At 62.0% G+C, this 25,000-nt stretch carries 21 protein-coding genes and 1 pseudogene; 9 read left to right on the top strand and 13 right to left on the bottom strand.

Going from position 1 to position 25,000, the window contains the following annotated elements:
* The first annotated feature begins 105 nt into the window (after window positions 1-105).
* Window positions 106-1,773 (top strand): gamma-glutamyltransferase, encoded by a 1,668-nt coding sequence (gene ggt / locus B2S33_RS01210; RefSeq protein WP_104925841.1) that lies wholly within the window; start codon window positions 106-108, stop codon window positions 1,771-1,773.
* A gap of 132 nt (window positions 1,774-1,905) precedes the next feature.
* On the opposite strand, the gene B2S33_RS21505 is transcribed toward ggt, so the two are convergent.
* The 6 genes and pseudogenes from B2S33_RS21505 to B2S33_RS01185 form a co-directional block, all read right to left on the bottom strand.
* Window positions 1,906-2,769: a methyl-accepting chemotaxis protein gene (locus tag B2S33_RS21505; RefSeq protein WP_371259666.1), complete on the bottom strand. Its 864-nt coding sequence runs from the start codon at window positions 2,767-2,769 to the stop codon at window positions 1,906-1,908.
* A pseudogene (locus B2S33_RS21500) lies at window positions 2,761-3,690 on the bottom strand (methyl-accepting chemotaxis protein); the annotation flags it as partial. The pseudogene B2S33_RS21500 and the gene B2S33_RS21505, both read right to left, overlap by 9 nt.
* Window positions 3,691-4,030: 340 nt before the next feature.
* On the bottom strand, window positions 4,031-4,912 hold the full coding sequence (gene ypfJ, locus B2S33_RS01200; RefSeq protein WP_027914384.1) for a KPN_02809 family neutral zinc metallopeptidase: 882 nt from the start codon (window positions 4,910-4,912) through the stop codon (window positions 4,031-4,033).
* A 148-nt stretch (window positions 4,913-5,060) separates the two neighbouring features.
* Window positions 5,061-6,146, bottom strand: coding sequence for a tRNA (uridine(54)-C5)-methyltransferase TrmA (trmA, locus tag B2S33_RS01195; RefSeq protein ID WP_197874396.1), 1,086 nt, complete (start codon window positions 6,144-6,146; stop codon window positions 5,061-5,063).
* Window positions 6,143-7,438: an NCS2 family permease gene (locus B2S33_RS01190; RefSeq protein ID WP_027914386.1), complete on the bottom strand. Its 1,296-nt coding sequence runs from the start codon at window positions 7,436-7,438 to the stop codon at window positions 6,143-6,145. Before B2S33_RS01190 ends, trmA begins: the two co-directional genes overlap by 4 nt.
* Before the next feature lie 201 nt (window positions 7,439-7,639).
* Window positions 7,640-8,860, bottom strand: a complete 1,221-nt coding sequence (locus B2S33_RS01185) for an MFS transporter (protein ID WP_288649526.1) — start codon at window positions 8,858-8,860, stop codon at window positions 7,640-7,642.
* 355 nt (window positions 8,861-9,215) lie between these two features.
* Here B2S33_RS01185 and B2S33_RS01180 point away from each other — a divergent pair, with 355 nt between their 5' ends.
* Genes B2S33_RS01180 through B2S33_RS01170 form a run of 3 tightly spaced genes read left to right on the top strand, consistent with a single transcriptional unit; the run spans window position 9,216 to window position 11,827 of the window.
* Window positions 9,216-10,652 (top strand): cytochrome ubiquinol oxidase subunit I, encoded by a 1,437-nt coding sequence (locus B2S33_RS01180; protein WP_027914388.1) that lies wholly within the window; start codon window positions 9,216-9,218, stop codon window positions 10,650-10,652.
* A gap of 3 nt (window positions 10,653-10,655) precedes the next feature.
* Window positions 10,656-11,663 carry a cytochrome d ubiquinol oxidase subunit II gene (gene cydB / locus B2S33_RS01175; RefSeq protein WP_027914389.1) on the top strand — a complete coding sequence of 336 codons (1,008 nt, stop codon included), beginning with the start codon at window positions 10,656-10,658 and terminating at the stop codon, window positions 11,661-11,663.
* Between the two features lie 11 nt (window positions 11,664-11,674).
* Window positions 11,675-11,827 (top strand): DUF2474 domain-containing protein, encoded by a 153-nt coding sequence (locus B2S33_RS01170; RefSeq protein ID WP_033695023.1) that lies wholly within the window; start codon window positions 11,675-11,677, stop codon window positions 11,825-11,827.
* Window positions 11,828-11,902: 75 nt separating this feature from the next.
* On the opposite strand, the gene B2S33_RS01165 is transcribed toward B2S33_RS01170, so the two are convergent.
* Window positions 11,903-13,027 carry a methyltransferase gene (locus B2S33_RS01165; RefSeq protein WP_288649524.1) on the bottom strand — a complete coding sequence of 375 codons (1,125 nt, stop codon included), beginning with the start codon at window positions 13,025-13,027 and terminating at the stop codon, window positions 11,903-11,905.
* 97 nt (window positions 13,028-13,124) lie between these two features.
* On the bottom strand, window positions 13,125-13,832 hold the full coding sequence (locus B2S33_RS01160) for an autoinducer binding domain-containing protein (RefSeq protein WP_288649544.1): 708 nt from the start codon (window positions 13,830-13,832) through the stop codon (window positions 13,125-13,127).
* A gap of 205 nt (window positions 13,833-14,037) precedes the next feature.
* Here B2S33_RS01160 and B2S33_RS01155 point away from each other — a divergent pair, with 205 nt between their 5' ends.
* Window positions 14,038-14,814, top strand: coding sequence for a ferredoxin--NADP reductase (locus tag B2S33_RS01155; protein WP_027914392.1), 777 nt, complete (start codon window positions 14,038-14,040; stop codon window positions 14,812-14,814).
* A 78-nt stretch (window positions 14,815-14,892) separates the two neighbouring features.
* On the opposite strand, the gene mscL is transcribed toward B2S33_RS01155, so the two are convergent.
* Window positions 14,893-15,303: a large-conductance mechanosensitive channel protein MscL gene (mscL, locus tag B2S33_RS01150; RefSeq protein WP_023534347.1), complete on the bottom strand. Its 411-nt coding sequence runs from the start codon at window positions 15,301-15,303 to the stop codon at window positions 14,893-14,895.
* 179 nt (window positions 15,304-15,482) lie between these two features.
* On the opposite strand from mscL, the gene radA reads away from it, so the two are divergent.
* On the top strand, window positions 15,483-16,853 hold the full coding sequence (gene radA / locus B2S33_RS01145) for a DNA repair protein RadA (RefSeq protein ID WP_023534442.1): 1,371 nt from the start codon (window positions 15,483-15,485) through the stop codon (window positions 16,851-16,853).
* Between the two features lie 62 nt (window positions 16,854-16,915).
* On the opposite strand, the gene B2S33_RS01140 is transcribed toward radA, so the two are convergent.
* From B2S33_RS01140 to B2S33_RS01130, 3 genes are all read right to left on the bottom strand, one after another.
* Window positions 16,916-18,433, bottom strand: a complete 1,518-nt coding sequence (locus B2S33_RS01140; RefSeq protein ID WP_288649520.1) for a nucleobase:cation symporter-2 family protein — start codon at window positions 18,431-18,433, stop codon at window positions 16,916-16,918.
* A 262-nt stretch (window positions 18,434-18,695) separates the two neighbouring features.
* The gene (locus B2S33_RS01135; RefSeq protein WP_027914394.1) at window positions 18,696-19,061 is read right to left on the bottom strand and encodes a PilZ domain-containing protein; all 366 of its coding nucleotides are present in this window, start codon (window positions 19,059-19,061) and stop codon (window positions 18,696-18,698) included.
* A 61-nt stretch (window positions 19,062-19,122) separates the two neighbouring features.
* Window positions 19,123-19,857 (bottom strand): lytic polysaccharide monooxygenase auxiliary activity family 9 protein, encoded by a 735-nt coding sequence (locus B2S33_RS01130; RefSeq protein WP_206405974.1) that lies wholly within the window; start codon window positions 19,855-19,857, stop codon window positions 19,123-19,125.
* 212 nt (window positions 19,858-20,069) lie between these two features.
* Between B2S33_RS01130 and B2S33_RS01125 the strand changes: the two genes are divergently transcribed.
* The 3 genes from B2S33_RS01125 (at window position 20,070) to yjiA (ending at window position 23,469) form a co-directional block, all read left to right on the top strand.
* Entirely contained in the window at window positions 20,070-22,136 is a 2,067-nt protein-coding gene (locus B2S33_RS01125) for a carbon starvation CstA family protein (protein ID WP_288649518.1), read from the top strand.
* Between the two features lie 13 nt (window positions 22,137-22,149).
* A complete protein-coding gene (locus B2S33_RS01120; protein WP_023534469.1) occupies window positions 22,150-22,347 on the top strand; it encodes a YbdD/YjiX family protein in 198 nt (65 codons plus the stop codon).
* 144 nt (window positions 22,348-22,491) lie between these two features.
* Window positions 22,492-23,469 (top strand): GTPase, encoded by a 978-nt coding sequence (gene yjiA, locus B2S33_RS01115; protein WP_028687618.1) that lies wholly within the window; start codon window positions 22,492-22,494, stop codon window positions 23,467-23,469.
* On the opposite strand, the gene B2S33_RS01110 is transcribed toward yjiA, so the two are convergent.
* Entirely contained in the window at window positions 23,429-24,913 is a 1,485-nt protein-coding gene (locus B2S33_RS01110; RefSeq protein WP_206405971.1) for a methylenetetrahydrofolate reductase C-terminal domain-containing protein, read from the bottom strand. The two genes, yjiA and B2S33_RS01110, sit on opposite strands and share 41 nt — an antisense overlap.
* Window positions 24,914-25,000: the final 87 nt, after the last annotated feature.

Below are 25,000 nucleotides of genomic sequence, written 5' to 3'. Positions count from 1 at the left end.
ACATCTGCTGCCTAGGGGCGGCGCGTCATGGACGATGAGATTGCACAGGCCTGACGCTTGGGTCTTACTGACGGTCCCACAAGAACAACACCCAAGGAATGTGTCATGCGTAGCGTCCCTTTCCAGTACCTGGCTCTGGCAGCCGCGCTGTTGGGCAGCTCATCGGTGTACGCCGTTGCCCTGGAGGGCGGGGCTGTCGCCGCGCCTGATCAGTATGGCGCCCAGGTAGCCGCTGATATCCTGAAAAAAGGCGGCAACGCGGTCGATGCCGCGGTAGCCACCGCATTCACGCTGGCAGTGACTTACCCCGAAGCCGGCAACATTGGCGGTGGGGGCTTCATGACGTTGTTCGTGGACGGCAAGCCCTACTTCCTTGACTACCGTGAAGTGGCGCCCAAGGCGGCCACGCGCAACATGTACCTGGATGACAAAGGCGAAGTGATCGAGAACCTGAGCCTGGTGGGTGCCCGTGCTGCAGGCGTGCCAGGCACGGTGATGGGCTTGTGGGAGGCCCATCGCAAGTTCGGCAAGCTGCCCTGGAGCGAGCTGCTGACACCGGCCATCGGCTACGCCAAAAACGGCTTCAAGGTCGCCGACAAGCAGTATCAGTACCGCAACGATGCCCAAGGCATGTTCAAGACCGCTACCAACTTCAACGACTACTTCGGCAGCATGAAGGTGGGCGAGCTGTTCAAGCAACCCGAGATGGCCCAGACCCTCGAGCGCATCGCCGACAAGGGCGTGAGCGAGTTCTACCAGGGCAAGACCGCCGACCTGCTGGTGGCGCAGATGCAGGCCGACAAGGGGCTGATCACCAAGCAGGACCTCAAGGACTACAAGGCCGTGTGGCGTGAGCCCATGGCCGTCAGCTGGCGCGGCAATGTCGTGTACACCGCGCCCCCGCCAAGTTCCGGTGGCGTTGCCCTGGCCCAGCTGCTGGGCATCAAGGAGGACCGTGCCGCCGATTTCAAGGGTGTGGCGCACAACTCTGCGCAGTACATCCACCTGTTGGCCGAGATTGAAAAACGCGTTTTCGCCGACCGGGCCGACTACCTCGGTGACCCGGCTTTCACAAAAGTGCCCGTGGATCAGTTGGTGGCCAAGGATTACCTGGCCAAGCGTGCGGCTCAGGTCAATCCCAAGGCCATTTCCGCTACCGATCAGGTCAAGCCCGGGCTGGAGCCGCACCAGACCACGCATTTTTCCATCGTCGACAAGGCCGGCAATGCGGTCAGCAACACCTACACGCTCAACCTCGACTACGGCAGTGGCGTGGTGGTCAAAGGTGCCGGGTTCCTGCTCAATGACGAGATGGACGACTTCAGCGCCAAGCCGGGTGCCGCCAATGCGTTCGGCGTGATCGGTGGCGATGCCAATGCCATCGAGCCGGGCAAGCGCATGCTGTCTTCCATGAGCCCCAGCCTCATGACCCGTGACGGCAAAGTGGAGCTGGTGATCGGCACACCGGGTGGGTCGCGCATTTTCACCTCGATCTTCCAGGTGATGAACAACCTGTATGACTACGGCATGCCGCTGGACAAGGCAGTGGCTGCGCAGCGGGTCCACCACCAGTTGCTGCCCAAGGACACGATCTATTTCGACAGCTATGCGCCGCTAACCGGGCAGGTGGCTGCTGATCTGAAAAAGATGGGTTACGTGCTGGAGGACCAAGGCTGGGAGATGGGCGACATCCAGGCCATTCGGGTCAACGGACAGGCGCTTGAGACCGCGTCCGACCCGCGTGGCCGTGGGGTAGGGATGGTGGTGAAGTGAAGGGCTGATGGCGCGCCGGTTGCTGGCGCGCCGAAGTGCGAGCACTCAGCCAATGGCTGAGGCTTGCGGCAACAGCAGAGGCCGTTGTGCGGCCTCTGCTACGGGCCACCCCGCCCAACCCACTGCCTCAGGTCAAACGCGGAACCGGCTGACCAGCATCTGCAACTCGCCCCCCAGGCGCGCCAGCTCAACGCTCGACGCCGCCGTCTCGTCGCTGGCCGAGGCCGTCTGCTCCGACACATCACGCACATTCAGAATGCTGCGGCTGATCTCTTCGGCAACCGCGCTCTGCTGCTCGGCTGCGGCGGCAATCTGCTGGTTCATCGACTGGATGCTCGACACGGTGCCCGTGATGTTCTCCAGCGACTCACCGGCCTTGCGCGCCAGGTCGACACTGCTGTCGGTCAAGGCGCGGCTGCCCTGCATGGCATTGGCTACCTGCTGGGTGCCGTGCTGCAGGCTGGCGATCAGCTCCTCGATTTCCTCGGTCGACTTCTGCGTGCGCTGAGCCAGCCCGCGCACTTCGTCTGCCACCACGGCAAAACCGCGTCCGGCTTCGCCTGCACGTGCCGCCTCGATGGCCGCGTTGAGGGCCAGCAGGTTGGTCTGCTCGGCCACCGATTTGATCACGTCCATGACGCTGCCGATCTTCTGGCTTTCCTGCTGCAACGCAGTCATGGCCTCGGTGGAGCGGTGCATGTCCTGCGCCAGGCGCTCGATCTGGCTGATCGCCTCGCCTACCACCCGATCCCCGGCCCGCGCCTCGCCATCGGCACCTGTCGCCGCCTGCGAAGCCTGTTCGGCATTGCGTGCCACCTCCTGAACCGTGGCGGCCATCTCATGCATTGCGGTGGCCACTTGGTCGGTCTCGACTTTCTGGCTATTGGCACCGGCACTGGTCTGTTCGGTCACGGCCGACAGCTCCTCGGCAGCGCTGGCGATCTGGGTCACACTATCGCGAATGCCGCCGATCAGCTCGCGCAGGGTCGTGCCCATGCGGGCAATGCCTTGCTGCAGCACCCCCAACTCGTCGCGGCGGGTGACATGCAACTGTTGGGTCAGGTCGCCGCTGGCGATTTTCTCGACCGCCGCCAAGGTGTCCTGCAACGGCCGGGTGATCTGCCGTGTGATCAGGACGGCGGCCACGATACCCACCAGCAACGCCAGCAGGGTAGCGATGGTCTGCAAGGTGCGCGCCTGGCTGCTTTCGACATCGCGACGCTCCAGCTGGATCTTGTACAGCGCATCGCTGTGCTTGACGATGTCCGCGCCCTGGACCGTCATCTCGGCGCGAGCACCGGTAATGGTGGCCACGGCATCGCGGAATTGACGCGTAGCTTCACGGTAGTCGGTGACTGCGCGCTCGAGCTGTTGCACCCGGTCGCTCGGGCCGGACAGCTCGCGCTTGAGGCTATCGACCACCGCGAGCGCCGCATCGAGCTGGCGCAGAGCCGCCTGTTCATTGTCCGCCGTGTTGTCGGCGATGTAGCCGCGCACATCGATGCGCACCTGCATCAATTGCTGGCGGGCCTTGCTGATCAGTTGGTACTGCGCAAGGCGCACGCTGTCGGCCTCGGGCCGAGCCATGACTTCCTGGCTCAAGACCTCCATGGCCTGGTCGGCCTGGCTACCGGCGCGGGTCATGGCGGCGCGTGCGGCACGACTGGCGTCGTAACCCTGGCGCATCTTGGACAGCGACACCTTGTAGGCACTGATGATGTCGCCCAGTTCGCCCAGCAGCTTGACGTTTTCGGGGCTCTTGAACGTGTGCTCCAGGTAAGCTTGCTGCTTGCTGAAGGTATCGAGCTTGGCCAGGGTATTGGCAGCCGCGGCATCATCGCCGTTGGCGATCATGTATTGCAGGCGGGCAATACGCAGGTCGGTAAGGTCCTTGTTCAACTGGCCGATGTCGCTCATCCAGTTGCTGCGGTCGATGAGACCGCCCAGGCTCGTCCAGCCCACCAAGGCCAGCAGGCCGGTCAGGATCAGCACCAGGGCGAAGCCCAGGCCGAGTTTGAGGTTGACGCTGATATTGGCAAACCAGCTGTTCATGCACGCACTCCAGAAGTTGTTTTCGCTCTCTTGATCTCCGATCGCAAGGCGTTGTTATTCTGGCTGCCCGCTCAATCGTGCTGGAGTTATCGGCCGTTGGCGAGGAAGCTGAAACGCTTTTTCAGCCGTAGGGGCGATACGGCGCGTTTCAGCGACCACAGGTGCTGCAATGGACGAATCAATCAGGGCGCAACGCTGAGCACCTTCAGAGAGTACGCGCGCTGAAGGTGTCGCAGCTGTCGACGTCGCCTTCGGCGAACCCGGCCTTGAACCAGCGCACGCGTTGGGCCGAGGTGCCATGGGTGAACGAGTCCGGCACCACGCGCCCTTGACCCTGCTGCTGCAGTCGGTCGTCACCGATGGCGTTGGCGGCATTGAGCGCTTCCTCCACATCGCCAGGTTCCAACCAGTTCAGGCGTTTCTGTGCCTGGTAGGCCCACACGCCAGCAAAGCAGTCGGCTTGCAGTTCCTGGCGCACCAGTAGGCCATTGCTGCCTTCCATGCGCTGGCCGCTACGCCGTGCCGCGTCCACCTTGGCCGACACGCCAAGCAGCGTCTGCACATGGTGGCCGATTTCATGGGCGATCACGTACGCCTGGGCGAAGTCGCCAGCAGCCGAGAAGCGTGTTTCCATTTCACGGAAGAACGACATGTCCAGGTACACCTGCTGATCCGCCGGGCAGTAGAACGGCCCGACCGCCGCTGTGGCAAAGCCGCACGCAGAATTCACCTGACCGTTGAACAGCACCAGCTTGGGGTCCTTGTACTGTTTGCCGGACTGGGCGAACAATGCTTGCCAGGTGTCTTCGGTGTCGCCCAATACGGAGGCGACGAATTCCGCCTGCTGGTCATTGGCCGGAGGCGCCTTGCCATCGGTCACGGCAGGCGCTTGCTGCTGCATCTGGCCGGTCAATTGACCAAGGATCTGCAAAGGGTCCTGGCCCGTCAGCCAGCCGATCCCGACAATCAGCAAGATGGCGCCAAGTCCCAGTCCTTTGCCACCGCCAAAGCGCATACCACCGCCACCGCCACCTGCACCCCGTGCATCGACCACATTGTCGCTACGCCGGCCTTTTCGCCATTCCATGAGTGCTCTCCAGAGCGTGAAACAAGAAGACAAATATTAGTTCAACACAGCCTCAGGTGTCAGGGCACCTGCGGCTGTCTAGCGCATTGGAGATGGCCGGGGCGCCTGAATTCAATTTCATCGTCCCCGGCCTGCACAGGGTCCAGGCTCAGCGCCGCACCAGCAGCACACCGCTTTCCATGTGGTGGGTGTAGGGGAATTGATCGAACAACGCGCAGCGTTCGATCCGGTGGGTGTCGTGGAGCTGGGCAATGTTCGCCGCGAGTGTTTCCGGGTTGCACGAAATGTACAGGATCCGCTCGAAACGTCGGGTCAGCTCGCAGGTGTCCGGGTCCATGCCGGCGCGCGGCGGATCAACGAAGACCGTGCCGAATGCGTAGCTTTTCAGATCGATGCCTTCGAGGCGGCGGAAAGGGCGCACTTCGTTCAGCGCCTGGGTCAGCTCTTCAGCCGACAAGCGCACCAGGCGCACGTTATCCACAGCGTTCTCGGCCAGGTTGCTCAGTGCGGCGTTGACCGAGGTCTTGCTGATCTCGGTAGCCAGCACCTGGCGCACGCGGGTGGCCAGCGGCAAGGTGAAGTTGCCGTTGCCGCAGTACAGTTCCAGCAGGTCGTCATCGCGATCGCCCATGGCCTCGAAGGCCCAGCTCAGCATCTTCTGGTTCACGGCGCCGTTGGGCTGGGTGAATGCGCCTTCAGGCTGGCGATAGCTGAACACACGGCCGGCCACGTCGAGCTTTTCAACCGCATAGTCACGGCCGATGACCAGGCGCTTGCCCTTGGAGCGGCCGATTAGGCTCACGCCCAGATCTTGGGCCAGTTGCCGCGCGGCCACTTCCCACGCTTCGTCCAGTGGGCGGTGGTAGCACAGCGTGACCATCGCATCACCCGCCAGGGTGGTGAGGAATTCCACCTGGAACAGGCGATTGCTCAAAGCCTCGCTGGCCTGCCAGGCCGCCTTCAGGCGCGGCATCAGGTCGTTGATGCGCTGGCTGGCAATCGGGAAGTCGTCGATCAAGATAGCCTTGTGCTTCTCGCCCGGGGCGAACATCGCATAGTGGCGCTGGCCGTCCTCGCGCCAGAGGCGGAATTCCGCACGCAGGCGATAGTGCACGCGCGGCGAGTCGAAGACGGCGGGCTCCGGCGCACCGAAAGGTGCGAGCAGCTCGCGCAGGCGGGTGGTCTTATCCTGCAGTTGCGCGTCATAGGCGCTAGGGTCGAATGCAGCACTCATGCGTTGAACCAACCCAGTTTGATGACGAACAGGATGGAAAGAATCACCAGGGCCGCGTTCAGGTCATGGCGACGCCCGGAAATGAGTTTCACGGCGGTCCAGGCAATGAAGCCGAAGGCAATGCCGTTGGCGATCGAATAGGTCAGCGGCATGGCCAACGCGGTGACCACCACTGGGGCTGCTTCGGTGACGTCGTCCCAATTGATTTCCGCCAGGCCCGAAGCCATCAGCACGGCGACGAACAGCAACGCCGGCGCGGTGGCGAAGGCCGGTACGCTGCCAGCCAGCGGTGCGAAGAACAGGGCCAGCAGGAACAGCACGGCGACCACGATGGCCGTAAGGCCCGTACGGCCCCCGGCGCTCACGCCAGCCGCCGACTCGATATAGCTGGTGGTGGTCGAGGTGCCCAGCAGCGAGCCGGCCATGGCGGCGGTGCTGTCGGCAATCAGGGCACGGCCCATCTTCGGCATGTGGCCATCCTTGCCCATCAGCCCTGCACGTTTGGCCACGCCGATCAGGGTGCCGGAGTTATCGAACAGGTCGACGAACAGGAAGGCGAAGATGACGCTCACCAGGCCCACGTCCAGCGCGCCGGCGATGTCCAGTTGCAGGAAGGTCGGCGCCAGCGAAGGCGGCATGGACACGATGCCCCCGAATGGCGTGACGCCCATGGCAATGGCTGCCACGGTCACGGCCAGGATGCCGATCAACACGGCGCCGCGCACCTTCAACGCTTCCAGGCCAACGATCAGGAAGAAGCCCAGTGTGGCCAGAATCGGTGCCGGCTGACGCAAGTCGCCCATGCCCACTAGGGTTGCAGGGTTATCGACGACGATGCCCGCATTGTGCAGCGCGATCAGCGCTAAGAACAGCCCGATGCCCGCAGCAATGGCCGAGCGCAGGGGCAGGGGAATGCTGTTCACGATCCATTCCCGGATTCGGAAGATCGACAGCAGGAAGAACATCACCGCCGACAGGAATACCGCACCCAGGGCTACTTGCCAGGTGTGCCCCATGTGCAGCACCACGGTGTAGGTGAAGAACGCGTTCAGGCCCATGCCCGGCGCCAAGGCGATCGGGTAGTTGGCGATCAGGCCCATGGTGGTCGAGCCAATGGCCGCCGCCAGGCAGGTGGCGACGAACAGCGCACCCTTGTCCATGCCCGTCTCGCCGAGGATGCTCGGGTTGACGAAGAGAATGTAGGCCATGGCCAGGAAGGTGGTGACGCCCGCCAGTATCTCGGTGCGCACATTGGTGTTGTGTGCTTTTAGTTGAAACAGCCTTTCCAGCATGCCCGCTCCCCGAGGCGCCCCCGGCGCCATGAATATGTCGACCCCATCAGCAAAGCACAGACCGTACCGGCTGCCGTGATTTCTATGGGGCAGAAAAAAGCCGCGCATCATACCAGCATGCCGGGCAGGGGCCTATGGCCGTCTGGGAATAGGCTGGCCGCGCCCGGTGCGCCTGGCGTACAGGGCCGCTGGGGCGGCCTTTCAGTCTTCGTGCAAACGGTCCCGGTTGGCCAACGTGGGGAACAGTTTTATCCACACTCCCGTCACCACCAAGGTGCCCACCCCACCCATGACGACGGCTGGCACCGTACCAAACCAGTGCGCGGTGACCCCCGATTCGAATTCGCCGAGCTGATTGGAGGCACCGATGAACAGCCCGTTGACGGCGCTGACGCGCCCGCGCATTTCGTCCGGGGTATGCAACTGCACGAAAGCGCCTCGAATGACCATGCTGATCATGTCGGCAGCGCCCAGTACCACAAGGACCGCCAGGGAAAACCAGAAGGATGTGGACAGGCCGAACGCGATAGTGGCCACACCAAAGATGCCCACCGCCGTGAACATGGTTCGGCCCACCTTGCGCTCGAAGGGAAAGCGCGCCAACCACACCGACATCAGTAACGCGCCTACTGCGGGCGCCGAACGCAGCAGCCCGAGGCCCAGCGGCCCTGTCAGCAGGATGTCCTTGGCAAATACCGGCAGCAGCGCTGTGGCTCCGCCCAGCAGCACGGCGAACAGGTCCAGCGAGATGGCGCCCAGGATATCCGGCCGGCTGCGAATGAAGCGAATGCCGGCCAGCAGCGACTCGACGGTGGCACGGCCCCGTTGAACGACTTGTCCTCGCGCCTGCAGGCTCAGGGTCAGCACACAGGCTATGGCATACAACGCCACGGTCGGGCCGTAGACCCAGCCGCTGCCGAATGCGTACAGGAAGCCGCCCACGGCGGGCGCCACAATGGTAGCCGACTGGGTCGCAGAGGCCGACGCGGCGACCGCCCGTGGAAACAGGCCCGCGGGCACGACGTTGGGCAGCAGCGCCTGGGTCGCCGGCATCTCGAACGAACGGGTGGCGCCGAGCAGAAACGCCAGCACGAAAATCAGTTCGCGGCTGACCTGATCCGTGGCGCTGCCCAGCGCCAGGGCCAGTGCGATCAGCCCTTGCAGGCATTGGCACAGGGCGGCAACCTTGCGCCGGTCATAGCGGTCTGCCACATGGCCGGTGTGCAGCATGAACAGCACACGGGGTGCGAACTCCACCAGTCCGACAAGTCCCAGGTCCAGCACGTTGCCGGTCAGCTGATACAGGTGCCAGCCAATCGCCACGGTCAACATCTGGAATCCGCTGGCGGTGAAGACCCGTGCCAGCCAGAACGCCAGAAAAGGGCGATGGTGACGCAACAGCGGCGGTTCAGTCTCGGACATCGGACACCTGTGACCTCGATGCAGGGGAAGCTCCGCAGCCTATCATCTGCATGTAACAAATAGTTGCTGTTTACCGTGTCCGACACCGTTTCGGTGCCGCTGAACAGGGGGTGGGGCAACCGGTCACGCGGCAAACAACCACACCTCGCACCGGGCTATTCGGGGCTATGCTTGATTCATATCGTTGACCTGGATCAATCGTTGCGTTTGCAACGATCCCCGACGATTTCGGCCTTTGGCCGCAATCCCTGCACATCGAACAGAACAATTCCAACACGCCGTACTCGACTATGTGGGGGCAGTGGGCGACAGGGCCGAGTGCCCGACCGCCGGATTATCTGATGAGGTAGCACCTATGTTCGGTCTGGAGGCACTGGATCTTGCCCGGATCCAGTTCGCGTTTACCGTATCCTTCCATATCCTGTTCCCTGCCATCACTATCGGCCTGGCCAGTTACCTGGCGGTGCTCGAAGGGTTGTGGCTCAAGACAGACAGGCAGGTCTATCGGGACCTGTACCACTTCTGGTCGAAAATCTTCGCAGTCAACTTCGGCATGGGCGTGGTCTCGGGCCTGGTCATGGCCTATCAGTTCGGCACCAACTGGAGCCGTTTTTCCGAGTTCGCAGGTTCGGTCACCGGGCCCCTGTTGACCTACGAGGTGCTGACCGCCTTCTTCCTCGAGGCAGGTTTCCTGGGGGTGATGCTCTTTGGCTGGAACCGCGTAGGCCGTGGCCTGCATTTCTTCGCCACCTGCATGGTGGCGCTCGGAACGCTGATTTCCACTTTCTGGATTCTGGCCTCGAACAGCTGGATGCATACCCCGCAAGGTCACGAAATCATCGATGGTCGCGTGATTCCGGTCGACTGGTTCGCGGTCATCTTCAACCCTTCGTTCCCGTTCCGCCTGATGCACATGGCCACGGCGGCATTCGTCGCCACCGCCTTCTTCGTGGGGGCATCGGCTGCCTGGCACCTGCTGCGTGGACGCGACAACCCCTCGGTGCGCAAGATGCTTTCCATGGCCATGTGGATGGCGCTGATCGTCGCGCCCATCCAGGCAGTGATCGGCGACTTCCACGGGCTCAATACCCTCAAGCATCAACCGGCGAAAATCGCTGCCATCGAAGGGCATTGGGAGAACCCTCCTGGCGAGCCTACCCCGTTGATCCTCTTTGGCATCCCGGACATGCAAGCTGAAACGACACGGTTCAAGATCGAGATCCCAGTGCTCGGGAGCCTCATTCTCACCCACAGCCTGGACAAGCAGGTGCCGGCATTGAAGGAGTTCCCGCCTGAAGACCGGCCCAACTCCACCATCATCTTCTGGTCCTTCCGCATCATGGTGGCGCTGGGCATGTTGATGATCGCCGCTGGCGTGTGGAGCCTTGTATTGCGCAAAGGCGGCAAGCTGTACACCTCGCGGCCGTTCCTGCATTTCGTGACCTGGATGGGGCCTTCAGGATTGCTGGCAATCCTCGCCGGCTGGTTCACCACCGAAATCGGCCGCCAGCCCTGGGTGGTCTACGGGCTGATGCGCACGGCCGACGGCGTCTCCAACCACAGCTATGCCCAACTGGGGTTCACCCTGGTGGCGTTCGTGGTGGTGTACTTCGCCCTGTTCGGCACAGGGTTCGCCTACATGATGCGCCTGGTGCGCAAGGGCCCGCATACCGGTGAAGGCGATCAGCAGCGTCCGGGCGGTCCTGGCCGCAAACGCACGCCGGCGCGGCCATTGTCCGCCGCCGACGAAGGCAGCGATGCCACCACTGCAGACCTGAGCAAGGGGAACTGAGCCATGGGTATCGATCTTCCACTGATCTGGGCCGGCATCATCATCTTCGGCGTCATGATGTACGTGGTGATGGACGGCTTCGACCTGGGCATTGGCATGCTCTTCCCCTTCGTCAAACACGAGCGCGACCGCGACGTGATGATGAACACGGTCGCACCGGTCTGGGACGGCAACGAGACCTGGCTCGTGCTGGGTGGCGCGGGGCTGTTCGGCGCGTTCCCGATGGCGTATGCCGTCGTGCTCGAGGCGCTCTATCTGCCACTGATTCTGATGCTGATCGGTCTGATCTTCCGGGGCGTGGCCTTCGAGTTCCGCTTCAAGGCCACCGACGCTGGTCGCCATCTGTGGGACAAGGCGTTCATCTGGGGCTCTCTGGTGGCAACGTTCTTCCAGGGCGTGGCGCTGGGCGCCTTCATCGAAGGCTTCAAGGTCGTGGATCGGCATTACGCCGGTGGCTCGCTGGACTGGCTGACACCCTTCAGCCTGTTCTGCGGCTTGGGGCTGATCGTGGCCTACGCGCTGCTAGGGTGTACCTGGCTGATCATGAAGACCGAGGGGCCGCTTCAGGAACAGATGCACAAGCTTGGACGGCCGCTGGCGCTTGTGCTGCTGGCTGTAATGGGTGTGGTCAGCCTGTGGACGCCAATCGCCTATCCGCAGATTGCCGATCGCTGGTTCAGCATGCCCAACCTGGTGTGGTTCATGCCGGTGCCGATCCTGGTGCTGTTGACCTTCTACAACCTGTTCAAGGCAGTAGCCCGTAGCGCGAACTACATGCCGTTTTTGCTGACGCTGGGGCTGATCTTCCTGGGTTACAGCGGCTTGGGCATCAGCCTGTGGCCCAATATCATCCCGCCATCGATCTCGATCTGGGAGGCTGCCGCGCCGCCGCAAAGCCAGGGCTTCATGTTGGTGGGAACGCTGTTCATTCTTCCGCTGATCCTGGGTTACACCTTCTGGAGCTACTACGTGTTCCGCGGCAAGGTCACCCATGACCAGGGCTATCACTAGGAGGCTGCACCATGACCCATGAGCAGGACGTGGCAGGCAAGAAACCGCTGTGGCAGCGCCTGGGCTGGTTGGTGTTGATCTGGGCGTTGAGTGTGGCCGCGCTGGGTGTGGCGGCCTGGTTGATGCGCCTGTTCATGAGCGCAGCCGGGTTGACTACCCACTGAGCCCTGGCATCGACAGGTAGCGCGCTATACGCGTCTGCTGACCCTGACGCCGTGCGGTGCGCCACCTGTGGACAGTTACTTGCGTGCCTTGAGCACCACGAACTTGGGCGTTGCCGCCACCTGCTCCACGCCTCGGAACAGGCGGGCAAGCTTGCTGTGATAGCCCAGGTGGCGGTTGCCCACGATATACAAGGCGCCACCGACCACCAGCGCCTCGCGGGCCTGCTGGAACATGCGCCAGGCCAGCACATCACCCACCACTTGCTGCTGGTGGAAGGGCGGGTTGCACAGCACTACGTCCAGTGACTGTTTTTCGATGCCGGCCAAGCCGTCTGCGGCCAGAAAATCGGCTGGCCGATCGCCCAGCGCACGCTGCCAGTTTTCCCGTGCCGACTGTACGGCCATGTAAGACTCGTCCACCAGGGTGTACTGGGCGTCTGGATTTTTCAGGGCGCTGGCAATGGCCAGCACGCCGTTGCCGCAACCCAGGTCTGCGACCCGGGCATTGCCCAGGTTGTCCGGCAAATGCGGAAGAAACGCCCGCGTACCAATGTCCAGGCCTTCACGGCAGAAGACATTGGCATGGTTGAGCAGTTCCAGCGGTGGCGATTCCAGGCGATAGCGGCTGGGGTAGGGCGAGGTGAAGGCGGGACGCGCCTCCACCGCGGCGGTCAGCAGCCGGGCTTTTTTACGTGCCAGCGAGGCTTGCATAGGCCCGACATACTTCTCCAGCAGGTCGCCGGCGGCATGGGGAAGGTGCTTGATCATGGCCCCGGCGATCACCAGCGCTTCTGGGGCCAGGTGCCCTTGCAGCCGAATGAGTTGCTCTTCGAGCAAGGCAAGCGTCTTGGGCACTCTGATCACTACCCGATCGAAGGGGCCTTGCCAGGTGTGGCAGGCAGGCACGAACGAAACGCTGTCCGCAGGCAGGCCGTTACGTGCCAGGTTCTTGCCTAGCGCGAGTTGGGCAAGGTAGGAGTCGCCGCTGCTGGTCACCTGCATGTGCCCGGCAAGGCTCACCGCCAGCGCTCCGAAACTGTCGTTGAGCACCAGCACACGGCTGCCGCCTGGCAATGCCTGGGCATGCAATTGTTCAAGCAGGTACTCATCGGCGGCGTCAAAGGCCTGCAAGGGGTCGTTGGCCTGGTCTGGCTGGCGGATCAGATCGAGTTCGGCGAAGGGCGTGGTCAACAGGGGCATGGCAATCTGGCTCGGGTACAAAGCTGCCCGCAACCGTTCGCTGCAGGCCTGGTCGAGCGATTCTACAGGGCTTTGGCTGGGCTCGCAGGCCCTGGCGTCAGATCCAGCCGCGCAACGCGGCAATGGCGACGGCGCCTGCCTTGTTGGCGGCATTGGTCTTGGTGATCACGCTGCGAATATGAAAGTTCACCGTACTCTGCGACAGAGACAGGATGCAGGCGACATCGGCAGCCGTCTTGCCGGCCGCAGACCACTTCAGCACTTCCAGTTCCCGTTCGCTCATCTTGGGTTGGGATGGGCACAGTGCATCGAGGTGATGGGCGCTCAGCACCGCATGTACGGTATGGCACAACCACTGGATGGCACCGGCTTTTTCGAACAGCTCGGCGGTCTCGACCTTGCGTAGCGGCCGGGACACACTCATTTGGCTTTCGTTGTGCTGCAGATCATGCAAGGACTGGGTCCAGCCATGACGCAGGCCATGCTCGCAGGCCGCTTCGCGAAAATGCGGTGCCTCGCGGTAGACCTCGTCGCTCCATACCACAGGATTGGTCGAGTTGTGGCTGAGCGCAGCTGCGGCGTCCTGCTTGTAGAACTCTTCGTGCTGGTAGCGTTCGATCCAGGCCTTGGGATAATTGCTGTACAAGTAATGGCGAGGTGTCTGGGTGGCGATCTGGATGCGAAGCTTGAGGCCCAAAAATTCGAAATCCATGTCCTGAGCGAGATGCACCGCGATGTCGAACTGCTTCCGAGGACTACGCTCGCTCACCAGGGCGTGCAGGTGCTCGGGGTTCCAGTGAAACATGGCAATCTCCAAGGGCGACGCGGCCCAGTCCATATGGGTACGTGACCAGTGTAGATAGATCCAGATAACTGTGTTCATCTTTTTCGCTATAACTGTGCTGTATTTCTGATTACCTTTGTACAGCTTTCGAAGCCGCAAAAACCCAGTGGTTTTTATCCCGGGCGCTTTGCGCGACACTGTAGGGACCCAAGACATGGAGCCCGACATGACCGCCAGCGACGAAAAATTCACCCGCCAGACCTTGCTCGATGTTCAGCCGCTCACGCCGAACCTCTTCAGCCTGCGGGTTACCCGGGATGCGGGTTTTCGCTTTCGCTCCGGTCAATTTGCACGCCTGGGCGTGGCCAAGGCGGATGGCAGTGTGGTTTGGCGCGCCTATTCCATGGTCAGCGCACCCCACGATGAATACCTGGATTTCTTTTCAATCGTAGTGCCGGGCGGTGAGTTCACCAGTGAGCTTAGCCGACTGGGTGAGGGCGATACGCTATTGGTGGAGCGTCAGGCCTTCGGCTTTCTCACCCTTGACCGCTTTGTCGACGGACGCGACCTGTGGTTGCTGGCCACGGGTACAGGCATTGCGCCTTTCATGTCGATTCTGCAGGACTTCGAAGCCTGGGAACGCTTCGACAACATCAAACTGGTGTATTCGGTGCGAGAGGCCAGGGAGTTGGCCTATCTGAATGAAATCGCTGGCTTGGAACAGCGTGAGTACCTGGCCGAGCATGCCGGCAAGTTGCAGTTCATCCCGGTCGTGACGCGTGAGCGACATCCAGGCGCCCTGAATCAGCGCATCACCACATTGATCGAAAACGGCGAGCTGGAAAAAGCCGCGGGGCTTGAGCTGTCACCCGAGCACTCGCGAATCATGCTGTGCGGCAACCCTGAGATGATCGATGAAACGCGCAAGGTGCTCAAGGCCCGCGACCTGCAGTTGAGCCTTAGCAAACGGCCGGGCCAGGTGGCCGTCGAGACGTACTGGTAGCCGACGTGCCGCTACAGGCTACAGGGGTGAAGCGGTGCATGGAGGTTCGCCGCTTCCTGCAGCCTGTAACGGTGAGCTTCAGGGCCGGTTCTGAGCCTTGAGCAGGTCGCGGATCTCGGTGAGCAGGGTCTGCTCGGGCGACGGCGCCGGCGGCACGCTTGGCGCCACGGCCTCTTCGCGCTTGAGCCGATTGATGGCTTTGACGCCCATGAAGATCGCAAAGGCGATGATCACGAAATCGATCACGGTCTGGATGAACTTGCCATAGGCCAGCACCACGGCCGGGACGTCGCCTTGCGCCGCCTTCAAGGTGATGGCCAGGTCGCTGAAGTCAACGCCGCCGATCAGCAGGCCCAGTGGTGGCATGACCACGTCGCCGACGAAGGACGAGACGATCTTGCCGAAGGCCGCGCCGATGATGATACCTACCGCCATGTCGACGACATTGCCTTTGACCGCGAAGGCCTTGAACTCACTGATCATGCCCATGTTTCGATTCCTTTGTAACAAATGGTGAGGTAAACGCAGTGTAAGCCACTTAAACGCTTCATGCGCTGCATTCAGGGGTAGTGACTTCTGTCGCACCGAATAGTTTTGTCGCATCCCAAGGCATTCGGGACACGGTCAGGCTCGGGTATCATGCAGGTTTTGCCCGGAGGCACTCACCCATGGCCAAGGCCAAGCGCTTGTATGGCTGCACCGAGTGCGGCGCGACTTTTCCGAAATGGGCTGGCCAGTGTGGCGAGTGTGGCGCCTGGAACACGCTGGTCGAAACCATGATCGAGAGCGGCGGCGCCGCAGCCCCCAGCACGGGCCGCGCCGGCTGGACGGGGCAGCAGGCGCAGATCAAGACCCTGGCTGAGGTCAGCGTCGAGGAGATACCGCGCTTCACCACCAGCAGCACCGAGCTCGACCGTGTGCTGGGCGGTGGCCTGGTCGATGGCTCCGTGGTCTTGATCGGTGGCGACCCTGGGATCGGCAAATCGACGATTCTGCTGCAGACCCTGTGCAATATCGCCGTCGGCATGCCGGCGTTGTACGTCACTGGCGAGGAATCCCAGCAGCAGGTGGCTATGCGCTCCCGGCGTCTGGGCCTTCCCCAGGACCAGCTCAAGGTCATGACCGAAACCTGCATCGAAACCATCATCGCCACCGCCCGTCAGGAAAAGCCACGGGTAATGGTGATCGACTCCATCCAGACCATTTTCACCGAACAGTTGCAATCCGCCCCGGGCGGGGTGGCGCAGGTGCGTGAAAGTACGGCGCTGCTGGTGCGTTATGCCAAGCAAAGTGGCACAGCGATCTTCCTGGTGGGCCACGTGACCAAGGAGGGCTCGCTGGCAGGCCCGCGGGTGCTGGAGCACATGGTCGATACCGTGTTGTATTTCGAGGGCGAATCCGACGGTCGCCTGCGGCTGCTGCGAGCGGTGAAGAACCGCTTCGGCGCGGTAAACGAGCTGGGCGTGTTCGGCATGACCGACCGGGGTTTGAAAGAGGTCTCCAACCCCTCGGCGATCTTTCTCAATCGCACCCAGGAAGAAGTCCCTGGCAGCGTCGTGATGGCCACTTGGGAAGGTACCCGGCCGATGCTGGTCGAGGTCCAGGCCCTGGTCGATGACAGCCACCTGGCCAACCCGCGCCGCGTCACCCTGGGCCTGGATCAGAACCGTCTGGCCATGCTGCTGGCCGTTCTGCACCGGCACGGGGGCATCCCGACCCACGATCAGGATGTGTTCCTGAACGTGGTGGGCGGTGTGAAAGTGTTGGAAACGGCTTCGGACCTGGCGTTACTCGCTGCGGTCATGTCCAGCCTGCGCAATCGGCCGCTGGCCCATGGCCTGCTGGTGTTCGGGGAAATCGGCCTGTCGGGTGAGGTGCGGCCTGTACCCAGTGGCCAGGAGCGGCTCAAGGAGGCTGCCAAGCACGGCTTCAAGCGTGCCATCGTGCCCAAGGGCAATGCACCCAAGGAGGCGCCTGCAGGGTTGCAGGTCATCGCTGTGACGCGCCTTGAGCAGGCGCTGGATGCCTTGTTCGAATAGTTCACAGACGAAAAAAAGGGCCGACGATGCGCATCGGCCCGGTACAACACCCACGTGATAGGTCAGTGCTCGGCGACTGCTGCGCGCTTGACCGGCTCACTGCCATGCTCGTCCTGGCCCCTCATGGGCACCTCGTGGCCTTCGGCATCGAACAGCCTGCCATCCTTGAAATAGTCACCGTCGCGCAGTGCGGAGATATCCGAATAGCGAATGGTGCGTTCGTAGCCGGCAGCGAACACCGACTGCTGGTCCGAATTGCCTGCCGTGAAATGGTTGAAGATCAGGTTCAGCAGGATGGCCATGATCGCCGCCGAACTGATGCCTGAGTGGAAGATGGTTTCGAACCAGGTGGGGAACTGGTGATAGAAGGCCGGTGCGGCGATCGGAATCATGCCAAAGCCCAGGGAAGCGGCAACGATGATCAGGTTGACATTGTTCTGGTAGCTGACCTTGGACAAGGTGCGGATGCCGCTGGCTGCCACCGTGCCGAACAACACGATGCCCGCGCCGCCCAGCACGGGGGTAGGCACTGCGGCGATGATGCGCCCCATGATTGGCAGCAAGCCCAGTACAACCAGGATCAGACCGCCGGTGGCCACCACGTAGCGGCTGCGCACGCCAGTAACCGCCACCAGGCCGACGTTTTGGGCGAACGCACTTTGCGTGAACGAGCCGAACACCGGTGCCAGTATGCTTGAGGCCATGTCGGCGCGCAGGCCATTGCCCAGGCGCTTGGAGTCGACCTTGGTACCGATGATCTCACCCACGGCCAGGATGTCGGCCGAGGTTTCGACCAGCGTCACCATGATGACGATGCACATCGACAGGATGGCCGCGATGTGGAACTCCGGCATGCCGAAGTGAAAGGGCGTGGGGAAGGCGAAAACAGGGCCTTCGGTAACCTTGCTGAAGTTGGTCATGCCCAGTGCCCAGGCGATCAGCGTACCGACCACCATCGCCAGCAGGATGGACAACCGGGATATGGTCGCGCTACCCAGTTTGCTCAGCAGCAGCACGATGGCAAAGGTAAGCGCCGCCAAGCCGATGTTGGCCATGCTGCCGAAATCAGGTGAGGCGCTGTTGCCACCCATTACCCAACGCGCGGCTACCGGCATCAGCGTCAGGCCGATGGTGGTGATCACGATGCCGGTTACCAGCGGTGGGAAGAACTTGGTGATGCGCGAGAATACCGGGGTGATCAGCAGCCCTATCAGCGAGGCGGCCATTACCGCGCCGAGCACTCCCGGCAGCCCGCCCCCACTTTCACTGCTGAGAATGGCGCCCATGGTGGCGACACCGGCAAACGACACCCCCTGTACCAAAGGGAGCTGGCAGCCGAAAAATGGCAGACCCAGGGTCTGAAGCAAGGTCGCCAAGCCACCTGCAAACAGCGAAGCGGCGATAAGCATGCCGATTTCTGCGCCATTGAGGCCTGCGGCCTGCCCCAGAATCAAGGGTACGGCGACAATTCCCCCATACATGGTCAACACATGCTGCAGGCCATAGGCCAGGTTGGCACCCAGGCCGAGGTTTTCGTCCTCTGGTCGCTGGGCGGGAGACGTGCTTGTGGACGTAGTCATGGCGCAGGCTCTCTGTTTATTGTTGTGGAGCTACTGTAGTCAGTTATTGCCTACAGGTACTACACAAATTGTATACAATATTTTGATCCAAGCGCCGCAGGGTAAAGCCTCAGGGCGTATGCATCCTTGTTGCAGGAGGCATACCAACCCGAAGCGCTTATGAGAAAAGGGTGTATACAACGATGCCTGCACTAGGCAGGAAGCTGTCTAGATGGACAGGAAAGCACTAACGGTCAAGAAGATAGCCAGCTAATAGATCCTGTTATTCGATCAATTCGCGCAGCTCACGCATCATTTCGGTGCTGTCGGCAATGTTCAGTTCCACAAGACGGTGCAGGTGGCTCATGGAGTCGATGTCGATGTACAGGCACACGAAGCCCAGCCGCGTGGGTTCTTCATGGCGCAGTTCGACCTGCATTTTCACCCAGGTATCGGCGTCGAGCTGAATAACGGCCTCGTAGTTCTGGGTAGGGTCCGGGGTCCAGTCGGTCGGGCGCTCGACCAACAGGCCTTTGAGGGAGAGATCGATGAGTCTGGCAGGCCAGCGCTGTTCGCCTTGGCGAAGTTCGGCAGGTGCGTCGAAATCGATGCGTTGGAAGCGGCGGCGTTCGGAAGGTGGCGGGGTCATGGCGAGTCCTCATCTGATGTTCAGACTATAGACCAGCCATGATCCCGCACTCGTCCTTACGCTACTTGACGATATTCACGTCGCTGCAGTTGTAGAAACCCTCACCTGCAGCGTCATCGCGTTGCCAACGAGTGTAGACCACACGTCGGCCAGTGTGCTCTTTGAGATCGACATCGAACTCGTAATAACCATTGACAGGCTGGACATCTCCGATTTCCTGTACTAGCTCCAAGTCATCCCATTTCAAAGGCTGCTGGGTGGGGTTGTAGTCCGGCTTGGACACATAGATTTCCCAGTAGCTAGGGTTGTGCGGCGCCATGATTTTGTAGCGCATGTGGGCTTTGTTGTCGTCATCTTTTTTCCAGTCCTGGACGTGCCAATCGGCAGGGACGTCCAGGCCGCTCTTGTCATTGACCTGCGCAGCCTTCGTTTCCGTGTCCGTCAGGCTATTGCCTGCCGAGCACAGCTGACCATCTGGAATGGCTTTTTTGACAGCCTCCTTATTGCGGAAATCAACGACGTTCTTCGACACCTCATGCCATTGATTGAACTGGTAAACAGCCTGTTGCGCATTGTTGCCAAACTTTTTATAGACATGTTGGTAAGCAGCCTTGCACCCAGGGCTCTTGATGTTGGAACCGTCGACTGGCCAGTTGTAGTCACCCTGTTGATAACAGTAGTACTGCCTGGAAACAGGCATCTCCACTGCGCCATGCATCGGCTCCACAGGTGCGGCATTGACGTGCACACTGCCCGCCGCAAGGCTGGCTGCGATGATGAGATGAAGTGAGTTCATGGCGACTTCCTCGCTAGAGTTGGAAGTACCAAGGTCGGCCAATCGGCCCTGGCTCGACAACTGGCAGAACTACCAGGTAGTCGGTGGTGCAGTACCGCTCTACCACGTGAAGTTGCGCTGTAGATCGGCATGCAATTGGAGATGGTAAAGGCGACCAGCAGGCCCTAGACTCAGTGTGCTGACCATTCCAACCTCTCAGCTGGAAGCCAACTATGAACAATAACAACAGCCTGCTACGCCACCTCCCGTGGCTGGTGCTGGCAGTCCTGGGAGCCTGCGCGCTGGGTGTCGTCGCCCTGCGCCGTGGCGAAGCGATCAATGCCTTGTGGATCGTGGTCGCGGCAGTGGCCATTTACCTGGTCGCCTACCGCTATTACAGCCTGTTCATCGCCACCAAGGTGATGCAACTCGATCCACGCCGCGCCACCCCTGCGGTGCTCAACAATGACGGTCTGGACTATGTTCCAACCAACAAGCACATCCTCTTCGGCCACCACTTCGCGGCCATCGCCGGCGCAGGTCCCTTGGTCGGGCCAGTACTGGCGGCGCAGATGGGCTACCTGCCCGGCACCCTGTGGCTGATTGCCGGTGTGGTACTGGCAGGTGCCGTCCAGGACTTCATGGTCCTGTTCCTGTCCCCCCGCCGCAACGGCCGTTCACTGGGCGACATGGTGCGTGAAGAGATGGGCCGCATACCGGGCACCATCGCCCTGTTCGGCTGTTTCCTGATCATGATCATCATCCTCGCGGTGCTGGCGCTGATCGTGGTCAAGGCCTTGGCCGAGAGCCCCTGGGGCATGTTCACGGTGATGGCGACCATCCCGATCGCCATGTTCATGGGTGTCTACATGCGCTATATCCGCCCCGGCCGCATTGGTGAGATTTCCATCATCGGCGTAGTGCTGCTGCTTGCTTCCATCTGGCTGGGCGGCCAGATTGCTGCGGATCCGGTCTGGGGCCCAGCTTTCACCTTTACCGGTGTACAGATCACCTGGATGCTGGTGGGCTACGGCTTCGTCGCCGCCGTGCTGCCGGTCTGGCTGGTGTTGGCCCCGCGTGACTACCTGTCGACCTTCCTCAAGATCGGCACCATCGTGGGCCTTGCCATCGGCATCCTGATCATCGCCCCTGAGCTCAAGATGCCAGCGTTGACCCAGTTCACCGATGGCACCGGCCCGGTCTGGAAGGGCACGCTGTTCCCGTTCCTGTTCATCACCATCGCTTGTGGCGCGGTATCGGGGTTCCATGCCCTGATCTCGTCGGGCACCACGCCCAAGCTGCTGGATAACGAAACCAACGCCCGCTACATCGGCTACGGTGGCATGCTGATGGAATCGTTCGTGGCGATCATGGCCATGGTCGCGGCTTCGGTGATCGAGCCGGGCGTGTATTTCGCCATGAACAGCCCGGCTGCCGTGGTAGGTGCAGACACGGTTTCGGTGGCGCAGACGGTCAGCAGCTGGGGCTTCTTGATTACGCCTGAGCAGCTTGAGGCGGTTGCCCGTGACATTGGCGAGCACACCATTCTGGCCCGCGCCGGCGGTGCGCCGACATTGGCCGTGGGTATCGCGCAGATTCTTCACCAAGTGTTGCCAGGCGAGAACACCATGGCGTTCTGGTACCACTTCGCCATTTTGTTCGAGGCCTTGTTCATCCTCACCGCCGTGGACGCCGGTACTCGTGCCGGGCGCTTCATGTTGCAGGATTTGCTGGGCAGTTTCGTGCCGGCGCTCAAGCGCACCGAGTCGTGGGGCGCGAACCTGCTGGCTACTGCCGGTTGCGTGGCCATGTGGGGCTACTTGCTCTATCAAGGCGTGATCGACCCACTCGGGGGTATCAACACCCTGTGGCCGCTGTTCGGCATTTCCAACCAGATGCTGGCCGGTATCGCATTGATGCTGGGCACCGTGGTGCTGATCAAGATGAAGCGCCAGCGCTACATCTGGGTCACCCTGCTGCCAGCCACCTGGTTGCTGATCTGCACCACGGCGGCCGGCCTGATCAAGCTGTTCGATCCCAACCCAGCCGTGGGTTTCCTGGCCTTGGCCAAGAAATACAGCACCGCGCTGGACGCTGGGCAGGTACTGGCACCGGCCAAGGACATCGGGCAGATGCAGCACGTGATCTACAACGCTTATACCAACGCCGGGCTGACCATCCTGTTCCTGCTGGTGGTGTTCAGCATTCTGTTCTTCGCGATCAAGGTGGGTTACGCCGCCTGGGGTCGCAAAGAGCGGACCGACAAGGAAACCCCGTTCCAGGCACTGCCTGACGCTTGAGAGGACTGCTGCGATGTTCAATGACCTGGGTCGGCTGGGCAAATACCTGGGGCAGGCTGCACGCCTTATGGTGGGCATGCCTGATTACGACAATTACGTCGAACACATGAACAAAACGCATCCGGACAAACCGGTCATGACGTACGAAGCGTTCTTCCGAGAGCGCCAGGAAGCGCGTTATGGTGGCAAGTCCGGGCCCAAATGCTGTTAAGCCACAAGCGTTGAGCTGTACCGGCCTCACTGTCGGCAGCCTGCGTTCATCGACCAGCCTGCTCCCCTTGGGGGCAGCCACTGGCGGTCAACGCAGGCCTGTCGCGGTGGGGCCTGTGTTTTTTCCGAACAGGAGATGTTCTGCGTGCAGACCCCGATTCCCGTAACCGTACTGACCGGCTTTCTCGGTGCCGGCAAAACCACGCTGCTCAAGCACATGCTCAAGGCCGAGCATGGCCTGCGGCTGGCCGTGATCGAAAACGAGTTCAGCGAAGCAGGCATCGACAGCCAGTTGCTCGGCGACGAGCCGGTGCAGGTCATGACCCTGGCCAACGGCTGTGTGTGCTGCAGCATTCATGGCGACCTTACCCGTGCTCTGTTCCTGCTGCTGGAGCGGCTCGACGCCGGCGAAATCGCCTTTGATCGGCTGGTGATCGAGTGCACAGGGTTGGCCGACCCTGCGCCAGTGGCACAAACGTTCTTCATCGACGAAGAGCTGCGCGAGCGGTACATCCTGGACGGCATCATCACCCTGGTCGACGCCGCCCATGCCGACGTCCATCTGACCCAGACCATCGCCCAGGCCCAGGTGGGCTTTGCCGATCGCCTGTTGCTGAGCAAGACCGACCTGGTGGAGCCGGCCACCGTGCAAGCCCTGCGCGAGCGCCTGGCCCGCATCAATGGGCGGGCAGCCCTGCATGTGGTCGAACAAGGCTGCATCGACCTGGGTGCACTGCTCGATGTACGCGGCTTCAACCTCAACCCAGACCTGGGCGTCAACTTCAAACCCACCCTGCGTCCAGTGCTCAAACCCGCCACCCCGGACCGTATCGCCACCTTGGTGTTGCGCACCGACAAGGCGCTGGATATCGACCGCCTCAGCGACTTCATGAACGGCTTGTTGGAAACCCATGGCACGCAGCTGTTGCGTTACAAGGGCGTGCTCAATATCGCGGGCGAGGGCCGCAAGCTGGTGTTTCAGGGCGTGCTCAAGCTCTACGGGTTCGATTGGGATGCTGAATGGGCAGAGGCCGAACCGCGCGAGAGCGTCATGGTGTTCATTGCCGACGACCTTCCCGAAGCTACGATTCGGGCCGGCTTCGAGGCGCTGACGGCCGAGTGACGGGCTGAGCCTGGGCGCCGAACCAACCCGGCCAGGAGCTTCGATGGCGGGTGTGCTGCTCCACGCAAGGGATCAGGCGCTGGGCCAGCACGTCGGTTTGCCGCACCGCCTTGGCCGTGCGGTACTTGGCACTGTGGATGCACTCACGATCGCCAAACTCGCACCGGTTCAACGTGGTACCGCCGCAGGGCCCGTTCGCCAGGCCCTTGGGGCAGGTCTCGGGGCAGGTGTACAAGGTGTCTTCAAGGCGGCAACGACCGCAGGTGTCGCAGCCAAGCAGAGGCCGCTTTACGGCCCGCTCCAGGCTGTGCAGCACCTGGGCGCCCAGGCCTGTCGTCCACATCGGCTGGCGAACCGCCCACCCGAACAGCTGACTCACCGGATTGCTACGGCTGAACAGCAGGCCATGCATGCCATGCATGGCGTGGTAGCGGGCTTTCTGCGCAAACGTGGCCACGACACGTGACTCTCCCTCGCGCCACGCCGCCTGCGGTGGATGAAACGTCACCGCCGGTAGGCCAGGCATTTGCCAGCTGGCCTGCCAGGCAGGCGCCCATTGCTCCAGCGTGGTCACGTGCGCCTGCCAGTGCTCAAGGCGTGCCTCCAAGGCAAGCAGCTGGCTGGGCTCATGAATGCCCGACAGGTGCACGCCGGCGTAGCCCATCAGCTTCACCCCAATGACCTGCAGGGCCAGGCGGTCGATGCTGCGCGCCTGGGCAAAAGCCTTGGATTGCGCCGTCTCGGCTGCCAGCATTTGCCGCATCGACGGGGTGACGGTCACGCCTGCGACATGATCGAGCATGCCCGCGCGGCCTTGGGTAAGGCTCATGAGACAGGCCAGCAGGGGTTTAGGCGCGCGTTGGCGGCGCATCCAGTGCATGGCCTCCTGATGCTTGGCGGCATCGAAACCTAGCTGCAGGATGAAAAAGTCGGCACCGGCTGCCAATTTCTTTTCAGCCTTCAGGTACTGAGCGGCACCTTCCTCCTCTCGGTACTTGAACGGGTTGAGTGCTGCGCCCAGCCACCAGTGTGGATAGGCCTGGCGGGCGATCTGCAACGCTGCGACCGATTCCAGGTACCGCACCGGGCGCTCGCCTGGCGTATGGCCTGGCAGGCGATCCCCTGTGAGCATCAGCAGCTGGTGCTGGCCTGCAGCGTCCATGCGCCGCATCTGGGCGAGCAAATGGTGGCGCTCCCGGTCCTTGCCGGAGAAGTGAGGCAGGGCGGGCACCGGGTGCTCGAAACAGGCCAAGGCGTCCAGGGGAGACATGTCCAGCGGGCTGCTCACTCGGTCACCGATGGCAAGTGTCATCGGCCAGCCACACACTTGCCCTCGGGCCATTATTGCGTCCATCGCCGCAAAACGCTCTGCTGACGGTTTGGGAACGAACTCCATGACGCAAGCGAATTGCTGCTCTTGCAGGGCGGTTTTGAGCACGCTCATGACGGACACCGGGTGTGGGCAGGCTGGCATTGTGCGCCAGCCCTGCGAGCGGGTCATGCCCGGGTGCGCAGGGCACTGATCTGATCA

This window comes from Pseudomonas sp. UBA5568, from assembly GCF_002425525.1.
Classification (GTDB): Bacteria; Pseudomonadota; Gammaproteobacteria; order Pseudomonadales; family Pseudomonadaceae; genus Aquipseudomonas; species Aquipseudomonas fulva.
The sequence above is the reverse complement of the archived record's forward strand: the minus strand, read 5'-3'. Positions and strand labels throughout refer to the sequence as shown.

Excerpts from the sequence above, each read along its gene's own strand:
- ggt (WP_104925841.1), top strand. The coding sequence starts at position 106 with ATGCGTAGCGTCCCTTTCCAGTACCTGGCTCTGGCAGCCGCGCTGTTG.
- B2S33_RS21505 (WP_371259666.1), bottom strand. The coding sequence starts at position 2,769 with ATGGGCACGACCCTGCGCGAGCTGATCGGCGGCATTCGCGATAGTGTG.
- ypfJ (WP_027914384.1), bottom strand. The coding sequence starts at position 4,912 with ATGGAATGGCGAAAAGGCCGGCGTAGCGACAATGTGGTCGATGCACGG.
- trmA (WP_197874396.1), bottom strand. The coding sequence starts at position 6,146 with ATGAGTGCTGCATTCGACCCTAGCGCCTATGACGCGCAACTGCAGGAT.
- B2S33_RS01190 (WP_027914386.1), bottom strand. The coding sequence starts at position 7,438 with ATGCTGGAAAGGCTGTTTCAACTAAAAGCACACAACACCAATGTGCGC.
- B2S33_RS01185 (WP_288649526.1), bottom strand. The coding sequence starts at position 8,860 with ATGTCCGAGACTGAACCGCCGCTGTTGCGTCACCATCGCCCTTTTCTG.
- B2S33_RS01180 (WP_027914388.1), top strand. The coding sequence starts at position 9,216 with ATGTTCGGTCTGGAGGCACTGGATCTTGCCCGGATCCAGTTCGCGTTT.
- cydB (WP_027914389.1), top strand. The coding sequence starts at position 10,656 with ATGGGTATCGATCTTCCACTGATCTGGGCCGGCATCATCATCTTCGGC.
- B2S33_RS01170 (WP_033695023.1), top strand. The coding sequence starts at position 11,675 with ATGACCCATGAGCAGGACGTGGCAGGCAAGAAACCGCTGTGGCAGCGC.
- B2S33_RS01165 (WP_288649524.1), bottom strand. The coding sequence starts at position 13,027 with ATGCCCCTGTTGACCACGCCCTTCGCCGAACTCGATCTGATCCGCCAG.
- B2S33_RS01160 (WP_288649544.1), bottom strand. The coding sequence starts at position 13,832 with ATGTTTCACTGGAACCCCGAGCACCTGCACGCCCTGGTGAGCGAGCGT.
- B2S33_RS01155 (WP_027914392.1), top strand. The coding sequence starts at position 14,038 with ATGACCGCCAGCGACGAAAAATTCACCCGCCAGACCTTGCTCGATGTT.
- mscL (WP_023534347.1), bottom strand. The coding sequence starts at position 15,303 with ATGGGCATGATCAGTGAGTTCAAGGCCTTCGCGGTCAAAGGCAATGTC.
- radA (WP_023534442.1), top strand. The coding sequence starts at position 15,483 with ATGGCCAAGGCCAAGCGCTTGTATGGCTGCACCGAGTGCGGCGCGACT.
- B2S33_RS01140 (WP_288649520.1), bottom strand. The coding sequence starts at position 18,433 with ATGACTACGTCCACAAGCACGTCTCCCGCCCAGCGACCAGAGGACGAA.
- B2S33_RS01135 (WP_027914394.1), bottom strand. The coding sequence starts at position 19,061 with ATGACCCCGCCACCTTCCGAACGCCGCCGCTTCCAACGCATCGATTTC.
- B2S33_RS01130 (WP_206405974.1), bottom strand. The coding sequence starts at position 19,857 with ATGAACTCACTTCATCTCATCATCGCAGCCAGCCTTGCGGCGGGCAGT.
- B2S33_RS01125 (WP_288649518.1), top strand. The coding sequence starts at position 20,070 with ATGAACAATAACAACAGCCTGCTACGCCACCTCCCGTGGCTGGTGCTG.
- B2S33_RS01120 (WP_023534469.1), top strand. The coding sequence starts at position 22,150 with ATGTTCAATGACCTGGGTCGGCTGGGCAAATACCTGGGGCAGGCTGCA.
- B2S33_RS01110 (WP_206405971.1), bottom strand. The coding sequence starts at position 24,913 with ATGAGCGTGCTCAAAACCGCCCTGCAAGAGCAGCAATTCGCTTGCGTC.